Origin of the sequence: Anaerococcoides asporogena (genome assembly GCF_029590275.1) — a bacterium.
Classification (GTDB): domain Bacteria; phylum Bacillota; class Clostridia; order Clostridiales; family Clostridiaceae; genus JG1575.
Window position 1 is genome coordinate 1,064,265 of sequence record NZ_CP120965.1, and the last position, 15,019, is coordinate 1,079,283.

Below are 15,019 nucleotides of genomic sequence, written 5' to 3' on the forward strand. Positions count from 1 at the left end.
TCTCCAGCAATGGAAATTATAATAAGAAAAAAATTCCGGGAGGAATCAGGATGAAGATCAAAATTTTGGGATCTGGCTGCGCCAACTGCAAAAAACTGGAAGCCAACGCCAAGGAAGCCCTCAAAGAACTGGGGTTGCAGGGGGAAGTAGAAAAGGTCGAAGACCTGAGAGAAATAGTCGCCTACGGGGTGATGCGAACTCCCGCACTGGTGGTGGATGACACGGTGAGAGTCATGGGAAAAGTGGCAACAGTGGAAGAGATCAGACAGCTTTTGGATCCAACTTCATAGTTCAGGCAGTAGGCCTGTCTCGATGAAAAAAACAGCCTGACCGGCAGTCCTCGTGGATGGTCGGTCAGGCTGTTTTTTTGCAGTATTTTGTGCTTCATCAAGGAGCCGGCTGTTATTCGCAGAATTTTGAGCGAATAACATCAAGAACAGCCAGGATCCTGTCATCCTTCAGCGAATAGGTGATGTGGAGTCCCTTTTTTTCAGAATCAAGGATGCCATGAGCCTTGAGAACGGCCAGATGCTGTGACAGTGCTGACTGAGATATGTGGGACAGGCGCTCGGATAACTCCGTGACGGTGAGAGGGGATTTCATCAGCTGACAGAGAATGAGCACCCGGTTTTCATTGCCCATGATTTTCAGAATCTGTGCGATGTCTTTTGCGTTTTGTTCCATTGTGCCTTGAACTCCCTTTCACTCAACGATCTTGTTATCTTACATCTTATCACGGGTGATGCGGCCCATCCACTCATGAACCAACGGGAAATAAATTCGGAGAACAAAGGTGAGCCATATCGCTAGAATTCAAATTCGCTTTCTCCGGCACGCATCTTGTCTTTCAGGATGCAGATGCCCTGAGTGGCGGTGCCCATGGGACAATAGACACACCAGGACCGGGGCTTGTAGAGTGCCATGGTGACCAGTCCCAGCACCGTGGAGGTAAGCATGACACTGTAAAAACCAAAGGCAAACTGAGCGATCCAGGGGGTAACCGGCGTATGATATGCCCAATGCCAGGGCAGGCGGAATGTCCAAAGCAGAGTGACGACTTCACGAAGCGTTCGGACTTCCCGGAAGACTAGCCAGGTGGCAAAGAGCATGGTGGTGAACATGACCAGGAAGAAGGCAAGGAAGCTGTAGCGGAAGCCCTGAGACTTCATCCACGATGGCATGGGGCGGTTGCGGGAGAGTTTGAAGCGGGAACCCAGCATTTCCAGAAGCTTGCCGCGGCCGCAGTAGTGATTGCAGTAGGCTTTGCCGTTTCCAGACAGAGCGATGATCAAAGGAATCGCAAAGCAAAGCAATCCCAGCCAGGCGAAAAGGATATTAAAAAATCCGAGGAACAGGTAGAGAGCTGTGGCAATCCACAGGTAGTCAGACCACGTTTTCTTGCCTTGTTTCATTTACACCACCTCCCGTTTTTCCATGACAATGATCGATGCAGGGCAGGCCTGAACGCATTTGCGGCAGCCTTTGCAGCGATCCGGATCTACTTTGGCCCGAATTCCATGGTCAATGGTAATAGCACCGAACGGGCAGGCATTCAAACAATTGCCGCAGGCAACACAGCCCTGTGTCACAAATGCATGAGATCGAAATTTTTTCTTGACGGTTTCCATCGCAGGACCTCCATATAAGTAAATTAGAAACTACTTATATATATCAAACCGACGAAAGAACTGTCAAGAACGAGGAGGCTTGTCGAAGGAATAACAACCAACAGGTTGAAAAATGGGATCGTTTCATTCTGTTAAAATGGGCAAATATCATATTTTAATTTTCGGATTCTTAACCGATCCGCATCTTTGGCATTGATTCAAAAAAAAGCCCGGGTTAAGCCGCGGGCCATCCATAAAACAAAGCCGCTCCCAATGACAGGACTGCTGCGTAGTAATAAAACCAGGGCTTTCGCCTTCTTGCCAGGAACAGCAGAACCAGTCCGGAAACCAGGAAGGCGAGGGCGAAGCCCAGCGCAGCATTCTGGTAAAACAAGATCATGAAGGCAATGATTGTGGTGGCCATAGGAGCCGGCAGGAACATTGCTTTCAGCAGATCCGAAGCCCTGGAGCGATAGAATACTGCGTACGCAAGCCAGAGGATCAGGGCATAACCTGCCCGGAGCGCCATGGGCGTAAACACCGGCTGTGCCTGATTTATGAAGAATCGCTGAAGGCTTCGAAACAGAAGGAAATAGACCAGATAGGCTCCGGCCAGGGCGATAAGACCTCCGATGGGGATAAGGATCCAAGGCAGGTAAGAGTCGCTTTTTTTCTTTTCCATGATTGTCCTCCATTTCGCTTTACGCAGTTATTTTTCTACGGGTTAGTCCACTTGATCTTGATATTAATCTTATCTTACTGCTTATCCGCGTTAAATTCAGCTTCTGGGCAGATTTCTAGGTTGGCACCCTCGATTATGTGGTAGCCAATCTGCAAATTAAGTAAGAACATATTGTTATCACTCCCATAACAGCTTGCGGAATGTACTATAATTTGGGTAAATTGAAGAATCGGGCGGCTCCATTGAGCCGACAGCGGCAGAGTGCGAGGCGGAGGGAGATCACCCTGTATTGCTGAAGATCCTGGAGTTGGCTTGGCGGCTGAATCCTCAGAGCCACAGAAGTTCAATGGTTTTATAATTTCAATTCGGTTACGACAAGAATTTTCAGAGGAGGTATTTCTTTGATTCAATCAGCGGACCCAATTTTAAAACCCGGCGTGAAATACGCAGTGGTGCTTACTTATCTTGGCATGATCGGTGTCAATGCAGCGGCCAACATTCTGCCGATCAACGGAATTACGACCGGAGCAGTGTCAGATGCCTATCCCAACCTGTTTGCGCCGGCGGGAATCACCTTTGCCATCTGGGGTGTAATCTACCTGCTGCTGGCCGGGTACTCGGCCTATCAACTGGGCTTTTTCGGAGGGGCGGGTGTCCGGGAGAAGTCACAGCTGCTTCGTTCGGTTGGAATTCTGTTCAGTGTGTCTTCCATCGCCAACATCTTTTGGATTTTCGCCTGGCATTATCGGCAGATCCTGATCTCATTGATTCTGATGCTGATTATCCTGGTTTGCCTCCTGCTGATTAACCTGCAGACCAGAAAAGAAAAGTTGTCATTGCTCCAGAGTTTTTTGATCCGTCTCCCGTTCAGCGTGTATTTTGGCTGGATCACTGTGGCCACGATTGCCAACGTAACGACGTTGCCGGTAGACATGAAGTGGAATGGGCTGGGAATTTCCGAAACCATCTGGACCGTGGCCATTCTGATCATCGGGATCGTCATAGGTATTGTTACCACCTACCGCAATCGGGACATCGCGTACGGTCTGGTATTTGTCTGGGCATACAGCGGCATCGTAACCAAGCACATTCGACCGGAGAATTTTAATTTTAAATATCCCTCCGTCGTCTTTACCGCCATGGGATCCATCATATTGATTCTCGTGACGATTCTCTTTGTCCTCATCAATCAGATCAAGGCGGAACGTAGCAAGCTGAAAAACCTGTGATGCCTGAAACAAATCCTGGAGTCTTGCTCCGGCGCAATTATCGAGCTGTCAGCAGAATCTTGGAAAAAATAAAAATTTTATTTTGAAATAGTATATCTTTCTTCCAAGTTCTCTGTTATGATTAATCTTGTCCGAAAGGATAATAAAAAATTAAAGTACAGTTTTCAAATGTTTATTTCTGATCCTTAGGCTTCAGTATACACAACAAGAAACAACTGTAGCTGAGGAGAACAAAATGGAAGATAAGACGATCGTATGCAGAGATTGCAACAATGAATTCACATTCACCGTTGGAGAGCAGGAATTCTACAAGGAAAAAGGATTCGAAAACGAACCGGTAAGATGCCCTGACTGCAGAAGAGCCAAGAAAGCTCAGAGCAACAACAGAAGATACTAATTCGAAGAGCAGAAGGCAACTTCTGCTCTTTACTTATTCTATTGAAAGTTTAGAGAAACATCCTTCGGGATGTTTTTTTTGGTTAAGGAAACCACTGGGAGGTTTTGAAGCGAGCTCATTCAGGGATGTTTAACTTACCGTTATTGTTCATACCATCTGGCTTTCATGCCCTTCTTAGAGGTTTGACGGATTTGTATTACAACGGTTTCTTCCATAGGGAGGACCAGTTGTTCTTGACTATTGGGATATATGGAGTATTCTTTAATTAGAATCATTTTAAGTTGAGCAAATGCTTTCATTTAAAATGAATGAGGTATTCTTGCTAAGGAGGTGCTTACATGCCAGAAGAAATGAAACCCGGCTGTACCCGGCCGACAATCGCTAAAAAACCGGCAGAACAAGTGCAATCAATTTCGACAGAACAGAAGGAGGAGATCAGACAGATGGTCAAAGTGGGAAAACCGGCGCCAACCTTTACTGCGCCAGCTTATCATCAGGGAAAGTTTACCAGTGTTAATTTGGAAGATTACAAAGGGAAATGGGTGGTTCTGTGCTTCTACCCCGGTGATTTCACGTTCGTTTGAGCAACCGAAGTTTCAGCAGTTGCTGAAAAAAATCCCGTATTCGAAGAATTAGGTGTTCAGGTGTTATCCTGCAGCGTCGACTCTCAGTTTGTTCATAAGGTGTGGAATGACCAGGAGCTGTCAAAAATGATCGGAAAGGATATTCCCTTCCCCATGCTCTCGGATCAGGATGGCAGCATCGGCAAGATGTATGGCATTTATGACGAGGACGCCGGAGTTGAAACCCGGGGGCGTTTCCTGATCGATCCGGACGGCATCATTCAGGGCTTTGAAGTACTGACTCCGCCGGTAGGCCGGAATGTATCCGAAACCATACGCCAGATTAAGGCGTTCCAGATGGTTCGTGCCACCAAGGGCGCAGAAGTCGCTCCATCGGGCTGGAAACCGGGAAAAAGAACGTTGAAGCCTGGTCCGGATCTGGTTGGCAATGTCTGGAAGGTATGGGACGTCAGCGAAGCCTTTGACGAATAAACCAGCAAGAAACCTCATAAATCAACAGTGAATTCATGGGTCGGAGAACTAATCCGGCGACGATCGAGTCTCTTCGGAGATTCGGTCGTTTTATATCGTTTAGGGGGGACTGGAATTGGAACGAATGACGGATCAGTGTATAGTAAGTACATAAAACCAAACTGGATTGCCGCAATGACCTGCAGCGTTCGTCGCTGATCGAAATCGGCCGAGAGCAGGGTCAATCACTTGATTCGACTTATAATACGAGGAGAAGATATCATGAAGATCCATGTTCTGTTAGAGAATAAGACAAGCAAACCTGAATTGGGCTGTGAACACGGTCTGTCACTGCTGATTGAAACGAAGGGTCAAAGGATCCTGTTTGACACCGGAGCCAGTCCTCTGTTCAGTCAGAATGCCGAGTTCATGGGGATTGACCTGTCGAATGTGGATCTGGCGATTCTGTCTCACGGCCATTATGATCACGGGGGCGGGCTGAAAGCATTCTTCGAGCTGAATTCAAAGGCGCCGGTAATCATTCAGGAATCAGCCTTTGACGAATACTGCTCCTGGGAGGGGACGGAGACCAGGTACATCGGAGTTCCGCGAGAGGCGACAGAGTCGGTACGCTACCGAAAGGTGAAAGGGAATCATGTTCTCTCAGAGAATCTGGAGATCCTGTCTGAGTTGCAGCCCCTCCGGCTTAATCCTCCGGATAACCGGGTGATGTATCGCAAGATCGGAGACCAGCTGGTGCCGGATGACTTCAGCCACGAACAGAATCTCATCCTGCGCGAGGCGGGCAGAACGATCCTGATCACGGGCTGTGCTCACAAGGGCATCGTGAACATTCTGGAGGCGTTCCATGAGAGGTATGGATATCATCCGGATGTGGTGATCGGAGGCTTCCACCTCAGAAGCAAGGTGTGGAACAAGGAGATCATTGATACCGTCAATTCAGTGGCGGATTACATGGCGGCTACCCCAACAATTTATTACACCGGACATTGCACCAGCGAGGAGGCCTTCCGCCAGCTTCAGGAACGTCTCGGCGATCAGGTCCAGGGCCTGGCTGCCGGATTGCTCCTGGAATTCCAGCCGGTGGAATGAGTCAATCAGCTGGAGGTGGCCAGTCAGACAGGCAGAAGGTGCAACGATCATTCCTGACATTAAATCATCATTCATCAAAAACAGCACCGCCGGTTCCTACGAACCGGCGGTGCGGGTTTCTACATAAATACGTCTTCGATATTATGACTGTCCTCTGCGGTCTCTTACATTTCTCACAGTATGATACTTTTCCGACTGTCTTTATTTTTAGGGATCCAGGGAAAGAACTTATTGGTTCGTTTGGAATACTCGATGAAATCCGGTCGATCCTTGTACTTAATCTCCAGGAGGGGGACACCTGAAACAAACATCAGCAGGTACGAAATCAGACCGGGGCTGATGATCAGCCAGAGCTGAGACAGAGCGGTCAGTGCGATCAGGAAAATGCCCCACCACATGGTGGCTTCGCCAAAATAGTTGGGATGGCGGGTATAGCTCCAGAGACCTTCCGTCATGATTTTGCCCTTGTTTTCTGCTTTCGACTTGAATTCCTTGAGCTGAGCGTCTCCGACGGATTCGAAATAGAAGCCGAGGATCCACAGGGCAATTCCCAGCCAGGCCAGGGGGCCCAGAGACTGGTTTGCACTGGAGTTGGCCACTGTTATGGGGAGAGAAATGATGAACAGCATCAGGCCCTGGAACACGAAGACGTTGAGATAGGCTTTCAGCCTGGGGAACTGAGTGCCCCACCGTTTGCGCATATTGATGTAGCGGTAGTCCTCCGGTTTGTTCCAGTTGCGGATGGTGATGTGCATAAACAGTCGGATGGCCCAGATGGCGACCAGACCGGTGACAACAATGGCCCGCAGTCCCCGGTGATCGGAGCGGATGAAGGTGAACAGGGCTACGACCAGGAAGCCGGGACCCCAGAAGCTGTCCACTATCGAGTTGTTTTCAAGAACCTGTGCCACGACAAAGACGATGCTGAAATAGATCAGGATGACGAGCGCGACCTGTACAAATAGGTTATCCATGATGATCCTCACTTAAATAAGCAACAGCAACGCTGCCTTGTCCGGCACTCATGCCGACGATGGTTGAAATGTTCATGATGTATTCCGGTTCCCGCTGCAGAAGCTGAACCATTTTTTCCTTGAGATCCTGTGCCCGGGGTTCGTCATCGGCATGGACGATGGCGTATCGGGTGATGCCCTCGCCCTGGTTTGCTTTCGCAACAATGTTCAGGATTTTGTGCGTATTGGAACGGGTGCTGAAGGCTTTCGCTTCGATCATGCCCTTTCCGGTATCATCCAGAGAGATGACCGGTTTCAGGTTCATCACTTTCCCGGCCAGTCCGGACAGTTTACTGAGCCGGCCGGAACGGACCATGTACTTGAGGGTGTTGACGCTTACCAGAATCCGGGTTTTTCTTCTCAGAGCTTCGATAACGGGGATGATCTCATCCATGGTTTTGCCTGCTTCAATCAGCTCGGCTGCCTTTAATACCAGCAGACCTTCCGCCCCGGAATTCTGCTTTGAATCCATGACGACGATCCGTTTGCCGGGTGTTTGCATGGTCTGAGCAGCCTTCTCGAACACGGAAAAGGTTCCACTTTGAACGCTGGCTACCGTTATGACCAGAATCTGGTCATAGTGGTTCAGCAGGGTCTGGTAGAGGCTCTCAACTACTTTCGGCGAGGGCTGAGCCGAGGACGGATAGGTTTCCAGTTCTTCGGCCAGGTCGTAAAATAATTCCGGGGTCATAGTGATCTTGTCCAGATAACTGCTTTCTCCGACCATAATATTCAAAGGGATCATATGGATCTGATACCGATCGAGCAGTTCAGCGGGGAGGTCGGCAATGGAGTCGGTGACCAGGGCAATTTCGTGCCGGCGGGTGAAGGAAGATTCATACTGCCGTCTCATATCGTCCGCTTTCTGCTGAATAATGGAGCCGCGCCGCCGAAGTTTGTCCATGACCAGTTCCGGATGATCCGAATGGATGTGGATTCGGGCTTTCTTTGGGTTGCCTGCTACGATGAGCGAGTCCCCGAGTCCGCCCAGCTCATCCCGGATGGAATCCAGATCCATGACCGAATCAGTGACTATAAGGGCTTCCGTGCAGTACCGGAATGATGGCTCGCTGTCCATGATTTCCGCCTCGCTGTTGAGTTCTTCGGTCAGTTCAACGGGTTCGGAGATGTGACCGGTTCGAATGAATTCAGTGAAGCCCTGAACAAAATGGAAAAATCCCTTCGCTCCGGAATCCACCACTTTGGAACGTTCCAGGACCTTCAGCATGCTGGTGGTCTCCTTGAGCACAGTGTAGGCTCGCTCCAGGGGAAGGGTGAGCAGCTCGTTGAAGTCGTGGGCGCTGTCTTTCAAACGATAGACCGTTTCGGCCCACTCTCGAATCACCGTTATGATGGTGCCTTCCACCGGTGTCTGGATCGCATGATAGGCGTGGGGGACGGCATTCGTAACCGATTCGGCGAAAGAACTCATGGAAACCTGGTCTTCATTCTGTATGCCAAGATAGATTCCGTTGATGTACTGGGCCATAATAATGCCTGAGTTTCCTCTGGCACCGGTCAGGGCCGCGTCAGCGATGGAATTCATGGTATTTCCCGCAGAAGGTGTGACCCGGGATTGAATGATGATGGAATTCATGGTAGAGGCCAGATTGTTCCCGGTATCTCCGTCCGCGACGGGGAAGACGTTCGTATCATTGAGGTCTTTACGGTTGCGAATGACTTCCCGTGCCCCTGATACAAAACAATGATAAAGTTTTTCACCGTCCAGATATTTCGTTTCCATAATCAGTTCTCCTGTCGCTTGTATTTTGCGGTTATTATTCGTTCGGTATTAAAGGCTCAATCATAAATTCTGTGGGATGGTGGATTCCTTACGTACGTTTTACGACTCATATCGAATAACTTGAGGAAGAAGTATTCATCATCTGGATAGCCATACCCTTGTCGACGTAATGTCTTAATCTTGTTGTTGATCCCCTCGATTTGACCATTCGAAATGCGGTAGGTCGCATAAGCTATAATCCCTTCAAAATGTCTGTCCATCAGGCGCCCAAACCACTGCAGGTGCTCATTCTCCGAGGCATAGCATACTTCCATGACCTCCGTGATCAGACTAGCCATTTCCGGCTCACTGGCGGCCTTGTACGCCTCCGAGAGCATCTCTTTGACGAGGTCAACTGTGAACAGAAGCTGGTTCTCCTGGATGAGCTGGTCGTACTTCTCCTCACTGCCAGGACGACGCGTGATCTCTGCCCTTTGGAAGAGCCTACCGCCCTTGGACAAGGGTTTGCCCTCCGCGGCCTCCCGGTCTTTGCGCTGCAGCGTCTCCCGAGAAGACATCAGGATATAGCGGGTCCTCTTGAGGGACTCAGCAGCTTTGTACTCACCCACCGCCTGAAGACGCCTCTGTTCGTCTTTGCGCACTTCAGCGACCACTTTGTCATTGAAATTCTTGATGATGTGGAAATGGTCGAAGACCGGCTGGATGTGGGGGCACTTTTCCTCAAAGGCTTCTTGGAAGTCTGAGTTCATGTCCGAGGCGACTGCTTCAACACCGTCCATCCACTCGAGACCGACGTGCTCAATGAAGTCATAGACGACCTGCTTGCGCTTGCCATGGGCGATCCAGAGGATTTGGCCAGTCTCTATGTCGATGATATGAGTGGCGTACTGGTGGCCCCGGTGAAGCTTGAACTCGTCGATGCTGAGGCACTTTGCCTGCCGCTGGGGCTTGATGAGCTTGCCATCAAGGGTGTACATTTCCTCCAGGCGTTTCAAGTCGATCGCTTTGACCGTGTTCTTGCCTAGACCAGTAATCTCAGCGACCTGTTTGAGATTGTAGGTTCCGATGGCGAGAAGGTCCTTGGTGTACTGCAGGAGGGCTTGTGTGATCCGATGGCCTTGTGCCTGGAAAGACACCTGTTGGACCTTGGTGATCCCGCAGGTTGGGCACAGTAACTGATTCTTGCCGAACTCCAAGGACGTATAAGTGTGCCCGAAGTTCAGGTGCCAGAGACTGCATGGGGACGTATTGTTGATGTGCATGAAGCCCCCGCAGTTGGGGCAGGCGCGATCGGTGTCATCTAGCTTGAGGACTCCATACAACTGAACAACACTCTTACCGGAAACGGCGGTATGCTGCGAACTATGCGTATTAGTAAACCCAACAAGAGATGAAGGGATGTGCAGAAAATTTTGGGAATCATTGATTGTGTTAGCCTGTCCATTCTGTGTATAATTCATTCAGAGCCTCCGCTGTGCTTGGATTTGTACATCCGTCCAGATGCATTTCCATCATAGCGCGGGGCTCGTTCTATTATCAAATGTTATGCCGGTTTGGGGAATGGATCTAGTCGGTCAATCCCACAGAATTTGTGATTGACCCGTATTAAATCGAACTCTTTCAACGTTTTAACTGTCAAACATATAATTAATAAAAAATACTGATGTATCCATTCAGACAAATTCATCCTTAGTTCCTGGAGTGTTCTGTCTGCCCGAAGGCCTGTAGCTGCAGGTTATTTGAGAAAGCGGGTAACGATCCAGTAGGTGATGCCGGACGTAGCGGCGTTCAGGAAGGTGCCCCACATCAGATCAATGATTGTAATGTTGAGGGGCCAGTCTTTGATAGTTGCCAGATTGGTCAGATCGTAGGTGGCATAGGTAATGAGTCCGAAAAAGCCTCCGGCAGCTACAGCGTACCAGAAACTGCTTTTGGCCAGAGCCGGATCAATGACAAAGAATACCAGGCCGGCGATGAACAGGAGATAGAAGATGATGGCGGCAGTCCAGTTGACCTGAGGGGCCATCAGATGTCCCAGGTAGTTCTTATACAGGTTTTTTGAGATGACACCCAGCCAGAAAATGTCTACGACAAAGAACACGACCACAGTAATCAGGTAGATTTTAATTTTATCCATAATATCAGCTCCCTCTTTTGATAACTGGGGTGAAAACATGAGAGATTACTTTCTATGTATTCATTAGTACCATCATAAGATGAAACCGGGTTACCCGTAAGAGGTAATTCATGTCGAAACCAAGAAGAAATCATGAAATTTTAGGTAAAGCTGCACCAAACAGCCTGGGAACTGGTTCTTAGGGGAATCATGGCGTGATATTCATTGAAAGGATAGGTCGTATTGAAGCGGAAAATACCACGTTTTGAAATAAAAAAAGATTTTAAAAAGAATTAAATAGTGATAATAAGCCTAGCAGGCTTACTTCAGGTGGATGGTTCTATCTAAAGTGTATTTCGATCTCGTGTTAAATCCCGCAGTTTGTTAAGGAAGGGGCTTACTGACGATAAGGATTGATATATAAAAAATACTCTTGCGAAAGACTGTTTCTTTCAAAAGACTGTTTCTTTCAAAAGACTGTTTCTTTCAAAAGTCTGCTTCTTACACTTTTAGCTGCAATTCGGAATCTTTCGAAAGTCAGCTTCTTTCGATGTGCTGTGAACCGTTTTTATGGTATGATGTGGAAGGGAATGAGGTTCTCCCAAGGAACGCCGCAAGCGGTGTGCCTGAACTGCCCGGTGCTGATGACTTCTGCGATGTACGCAGAAAGTGTCGGCTTTTTTTTTGCTTTTATTCTGAATTTTTTAATCGCTGCAGGAGGGAGCTATGCTCACCAGTTTATCCATTATTTTCTTGTTGGGTCTGTCTTTGGGGAAATGTTTCAAGCTTCTTAAAATGCCCAGTCTGCTGGGCATGCTGATTACCGGCATGATTTTAGGGCCCTATGCCCTGAATCTGCTGGATCCATCGATCCTGGCTGTTTCGTCTGATCTGCGTCAGCTGGCCCTGATTGTCATTCTGACTCGAGCCGGCCTGGCGCTGGATCTGAAGGACCTGAGAAAAGTCGGGCGGCCGGCTCTGCTGATGTGCTTTGTCCCGGCTACCTTCGAAATTTGGGGTGTCATTCTGCTGGGGCCACCTCTTCTTGGCCTGTCCCTGCTGGACAGTGCGATCCTGGGAACTGTTCTTGGCGCGGTCTCGCCGGCCGTCATCGTTCCCCGCATGCTGAAGCTCATGGGGCAGGGGTACGGCAAGGAGCATTCAATCCCGCAGCTGATTCTGGCGGGAGCGTCGGTGGATGATGTCTATGTCATTGTTCTGTTCACCGCCTTTACCTCCCTCGCCAAAGGCGGCAGCGTTTCAGCCGTTCAATTTCTGGAAATTCCGGTTTCCATTCTTCTCGGGATTCTGGCCGGAATCGTGATTGGTCTGGCCTTGATCTGGTTTTTCAAAAAATACCACATGCGCGACACCGTCAAGATTCTGATTATTATCAGCCTCTCCGCCCTGCTCCTGGAGTTCCAGAACTTCCTCGCCGGAACGATCCCGTTCTCGGGCCTGCTGGCCATCATGAGCATTGGCATTACCATTTATCAGAGATATCAAATCCTTGCTGAGCACCTCTCCAACAAATACAACAAGATCTGGGTCGGAGCGGAAATCCTGCTGTTTGTTCTGGTGGGAGCTACGGTAGATCTCAACTATGCCCTGGCAGCCGGTGTCATGTCACTGGTCATCGTAGCAGCCGGTCTTCTCTTCCGGGTGATGGGAGTTTTCTTCAGCCTGACTGGAACGAAGCTGTCCGCAAATGAACGCATTTTCGCCATGATGGCTTATACTCCGAAAGCTACCGTTCAGGCTGCCATTGGCGGCATCCCACTGGCCATGGGGTTAGCCAGCGGCAATCAGATCCTCACCGTTGCGGTGCAGTCCATCCTCCTGACCGCACCTCTGGGAGCGCTGCTCGTCGATCATTTTTATCCGAAACTGCTGGAGAGGGCTTGATGGGATCACCTGACCACTCCAGACGAAATATTGGCAGAGTCTCAAGTTGATCGACTGCATCCCCTTCACAGATCATTGAAGCCACACCCCTGTTGTCTAGTGACCACACCACATAATTCATGACCCCGATATCAAAAAGACAGTCGCCTGGCATCCAACTCGATGCCGGGCGACTGTCTTGATCCCGCGGTCTGCAGTACCTGCAGGGTGCGGAGTTATTTCAATGAAATGTCTACTTGAAAATTCCGAAGGGTTTGCCAACCGGAAGAACCTGTTTGCCGAAGTGCGTATTGAGGACGGCAGCAGCTGATCCGTAGAAGGAGAGCAGGGCGATGGCCAGCTCAGACCAGGCGGCCAGTCCATGGGAAAAATCATGGGCAATTCCGAACGAGGTCAGAGTCAGTCCGATGAATAAGAAATCGATCAATACGAAAATCGCGAACAGTACTTTGTGAGTTTCCATGGCACCTATAGTCATGAAGAAGGTGAAGATGAAATATCCCAGGAAAGCAACTCCGAGCTGTTTCGGATCTGCGGCTGCCTTTAATGCATCTCCGAATACACCAGCCTGGATCAGCCAGGTGGCTGCTACACCAAGCCAGAAAAAGCCATATCCACCGAATGCTGTGGTACCAAACGTATTGTTGTGTTTGGAATCCAAAACGCTGGCGTAAAGCTGAGCACAGGCTCCAAGGAAGATGGCCCATGGGATGACTAATGAGGTTCCGCTGGTCCAGCCCAATTTCTGGGACGAGGCTACCAGGGTGACCATGGCCAGGCCGAATAAACCAATCGCTGAAGGGTCTGCGACGACGACTTTGACTTTTTGCATGTTGTTTTCCATAATTCCTCCGAATAATCTAATAGTCCTTGAGGCCGGATTTTGGGCACTCCTATCTAGTATATTTTTTAACAACACGAGTGTCAATATGACAAAACAAATAATTTTTTGTTTCATTTTTGTAAACGGAACCAACTGGTCAGATCAACAGAGAAGGTTGGATTTCCATCCGATTTTCTGAAATGAGGAACTTGGAATAATGGGAAAAGCGGGGAAAAATCCCCGCTCGATGGATGTCAATTATCGTTTTCCGGCTTTCACAGTCTGTTTGGCTGCCGGAACAGTCTGTTCTGCCTTAACCAGAGTCAGAATTGTCCAGCCCATGCCCAAGGCAAGGATGATGTGGCCCGCTCCGGCAAGACCGGAGATGGCAGCTTGTGGAACGGTACCGTAGTATCCGCCGACGACTTCCAGGATGCCATGGAAGACCATCATGATGACGGAGAAGAGCAGTCCGCCGGTCCAGGTGTAGATGGGCAGGCGAAGCGCCGGGGTCAGGCTTTCCCGACCACGAACGAGCAGGTAAATCATGAAGAAGCTGAGGAAACCAAGAACCAGGGTGTGGACATGGAGCTTGCCCAGGAAAGTTGCTCCGCTATAATTGTAGAATTTCGTGAATTCCCGGAAGAATACTCCACCGGCCAGACCCATGACCAGGCTCACAAAAGAGATTTCAAAAATGCTCTGCAGGGTGAATTCCTTCTTGTAGTTCTTGAAGCCCACAATAACCAGAAGCAGATATGCGACGGTTTTCGGAATCATGAGAGCTCCGACGATGGGGACAAACCGGGCAAACAGCACAACCGGCAGATAGAACAGGAAGCTGAAGAAGACCAGCGATGCCATGTGCTTCAATCCCTTTGTACTGCGTTCAGCCCATGCCCAGAGAATCAGCGCGATTCCAAGGATGGCGAAGGGGATGTTGCGCAGGATGGCAAAGGTGTAGTTCCCTTCAGCCAGTCCCCAGCCGTTCTGGGGCAGCAGGGTGAAGAGGATGCGCAGCACGACCATGCTGTAAACCAGGAGGTCTTTCGACCGAGTGCCTTTTCCGGTCAGATGCTTATAGTAGAAATAGAACAGCAGATAGAAGATGGTCATCGTAATGGAAGTGACAAACTCACCCCAGGACAGTGCGGCTGCGTGAGCTTCAAAGCCACCTCGGCTTAAGTGGGAAATGACTCGGGGGATCAGGTGGAAGGCGTCGCCGCTTCCCAGAAGGACACCCATCAGGCCAAACAGCCGGGCTCCCCTGTCATTGACCAGCAGCAGGCGGATACCCAGGGATACCACCAGGATCAGGTAGGTTAAATCAAACATTGTCTCGAATAATGCCATGTG

Annotated in this window: 16 protein-coding genes and 1 riboswitch; of the genes, 6 read left to right on the forward strand and 10 right to left on the reverse strand. The window is 49.5% G+C overall.

All coding sequences use genetic code 11. The annotated features are described in order from the left end of the window. Positions 1 to 50: 50 nt before the first annotated feature. Entirely contained in the window at positions 51 to 290 is a 240-nt protein-coding gene (locus P6M73_RS05060; protein WP_277855024.1) for a thioredoxin family protein, read from the forward strand. 112 nt (positions 291 to 402) lie between these two features. On the opposite strand, the gene P6M73_RS05065 is transcribed toward P6M73_RS05060, so the two are convergent. The 4 genes from P6M73_RS05065 to P6M73_RS05080 form a co-directional block, all read right to left on the reverse strand. Next, positions 403 to 684 (reverse strand): ArsR/SmtB family transcription factor, encoded by a 282-nt coding sequence (locus P6M73_RS05065; RefSeq protein ID WP_277855025.1) that lies wholly within the window; start codon positions 682 to 684, stop codon positions 403 to 405. Between the two features lie 122 nt (positions 685 to 806). After that, entirely contained in the window at positions 807 to 1,412 is a 606-nt protein-coding gene (locus tag P6M73_RS05070) for a 4Fe-4S binding protein (RefSeq protein WP_277855026.1), read from the reverse strand. Next, on the reverse strand, positions 1,413 to 1,628 hold the full coding sequence (locus P6M73_RS05075; protein ID WP_277855027.1) for a 4Fe-4S binding protein: 216 nt from the start codon (positions 1,626 to 1,628) through the stop codon (positions 1,413 to 1,415). It abuts the gene before it with no gap. Between the two features lie 214 nt (positions 1,629 to 1,842). Continuing rightward, on the reverse strand, positions 1,843 to 2,289 hold the full coding sequence (locus P6M73_RS05080; protein WP_277855028.1) for a hypothetical protein: 447 nt from the start codon (positions 2,287 to 2,289) through the stop codon (positions 1,843 to 1,845). Positions 2,290 to 2,690: 401 nt separating this feature from the next. Between P6M73_RS05080 and P6M73_RS05085 the strand changes: the two genes are divergently transcribed. The 4 genes from P6M73_RS05085 to P6M73_RS05100 all read left to right on the forward strand — a co-directional run bounded on the left by P6M73_RS05085 (position 2,691) and on the right by P6M73_RS05100 (position 6,062). After that, positions 2,691 to 3,518 carry a tryptophan-rich sensory protein gene (locus tag P6M73_RS05085; RefSeq protein WP_277855029.1) on the forward strand — a complete coding sequence of 276 codons (828 nt, stop codon included), beginning with the start codon at positions 2,691 to 2,693 and terminating at the stop codon, positions 3,516 to 3,518. A gap of 235 nt (positions 3,519 to 3,753) precedes the next feature. Beyond that, on the forward strand, positions 3,754 to 3,915 hold the full coding sequence (locus P6M73_RS05090; RefSeq protein WP_277855030.1) for a zinc-ribbon domain-containing protein: 162 nt from the start codon (positions 3,754 to 3,756) through the stop codon (positions 3,913 to 3,915). 338 nt (positions 3,916 to 4,253) lie between these two features. After that, on the forward strand, positions 4,254 to 4,970 hold the full coding sequence (gene prxU / locus P6M73_RS05095) for a thioredoxin-dependent peroxiredoxin (protein ID WP_277855031.1): 717 nt from the start codon (positions 4,254 to 4,256) through the stop codon (positions 4,968 to 4,970). Between the two features lie 261 nt (positions 4,971 to 5,231). Further along, positions 5,232 to 6,062, forward strand: coding sequence for an MBL fold metallo-hydrolase (locus P6M73_RS05100; protein WP_277855032.1), 831 nt, complete (start codon positions 5,232 to 5,234; stop codon positions 6,060 to 6,062). 173 nt (positions 6,063 to 6,235) lie between these two features. Here P6M73_RS05100 and P6M73_RS05105 read toward each other — a convergent pair whose 3' ends face one another. From P6M73_RS05105 to P6M73_RS05120, 4 genes are all read right to left on the reverse strand, one after another. Then, positions 6,236 to 7,036, reverse strand: coding sequence for a DUF1295 domain-containing protein (locus tag P6M73_RS05105; protein ID WP_277855033.1), 801 nt, complete (start codon positions 7,034 to 7,036; stop codon positions 6,236 to 6,238). Beyond that, positions 7,029 to 8,819, reverse strand: a complete 1,791-nt coding sequence (locus P6M73_RS05110; protein WP_277855034.1) for a DAK2 domain-containing protein — start codon at positions 8,817 to 8,819, stop codon at positions 7,029 to 7,031. The genes P6M73_RS05105 and P6M73_RS05110 overlap by 8 nt, the downstream gene beginning before the upstream one ends. A gap of 56 nt (positions 8,820 to 8,875) precedes the next feature. Next, positions 8,876 to 10,279 (reverse strand): ISL3 family transposase, encoded by a 1,404-nt coding sequence (locus tag P6M73_RS05115; protein WP_277855035.1) that lies wholly within the window; start codon positions 10,277 to 10,279, stop codon positions 8,876 to 8,878. A 275-nt stretch (positions 10,280 to 10,554) separates the two neighbouring features. Next, positions 10,555 to 10,956: a DUF2177 family protein gene (locus P6M73_RS05120; protein WP_277855036.1), complete on the reverse strand. Its 402-nt coding sequence runs from the start codon at positions 10,954 to 10,956 to the stop codon at positions 10,555 to 10,557. A gap of 556 nt (positions 10,957 to 11,512) precedes the next feature. Beyond that, positions 11,513 to 11,596: riboswitch (Fluoride riboswitch) on the forward strand. 65 nt (positions 11,597 to 11,661) lie between these two features. Between P6M73_RS05120 and P6M73_RS05125 the strand changes: the two genes are divergently transcribed. Then, positions 11,662 to 12,840, forward strand: a complete 1,179-nt coding sequence (locus tag P6M73_RS05125) for a cation:proton antiporter (RefSeq protein ID WP_277855037.1) — start codon at positions 11,662 to 11,664, stop codon at positions 12,838 to 12,840. 232 nt (positions 12,841 to 13,072) lie between these two features. Here the strand turns inward: P6M73_RS05125 and P6M73_RS05130 are convergent, their stop codons facing one another. Further along, positions 13,073 to 13,684 (reverse strand): acetate uptake transporter, encoded by a 612-nt coding sequence (locus P6M73_RS05130; RefSeq protein WP_277855038.1) that lies wholly within the window; start codon positions 13,682 to 13,684, stop codon positions 13,073 to 13,075. Between the two features lie 237 nt (positions 13,685 to 13,921). Beyond that, the gene (locus P6M73_RS05135; protein WP_277855039.1) at positions 13,922 to 15,016 is read right to left on the reverse strand and encodes a DUF2871 family protein; all 1,095 of its coding nucleotides are present in this window, start codon (positions 15,014 to 15,016) and stop codon (positions 13,922 to 13,924) included. Positions 15,017 to 15,019: the final 3 nt, after the last annotated feature.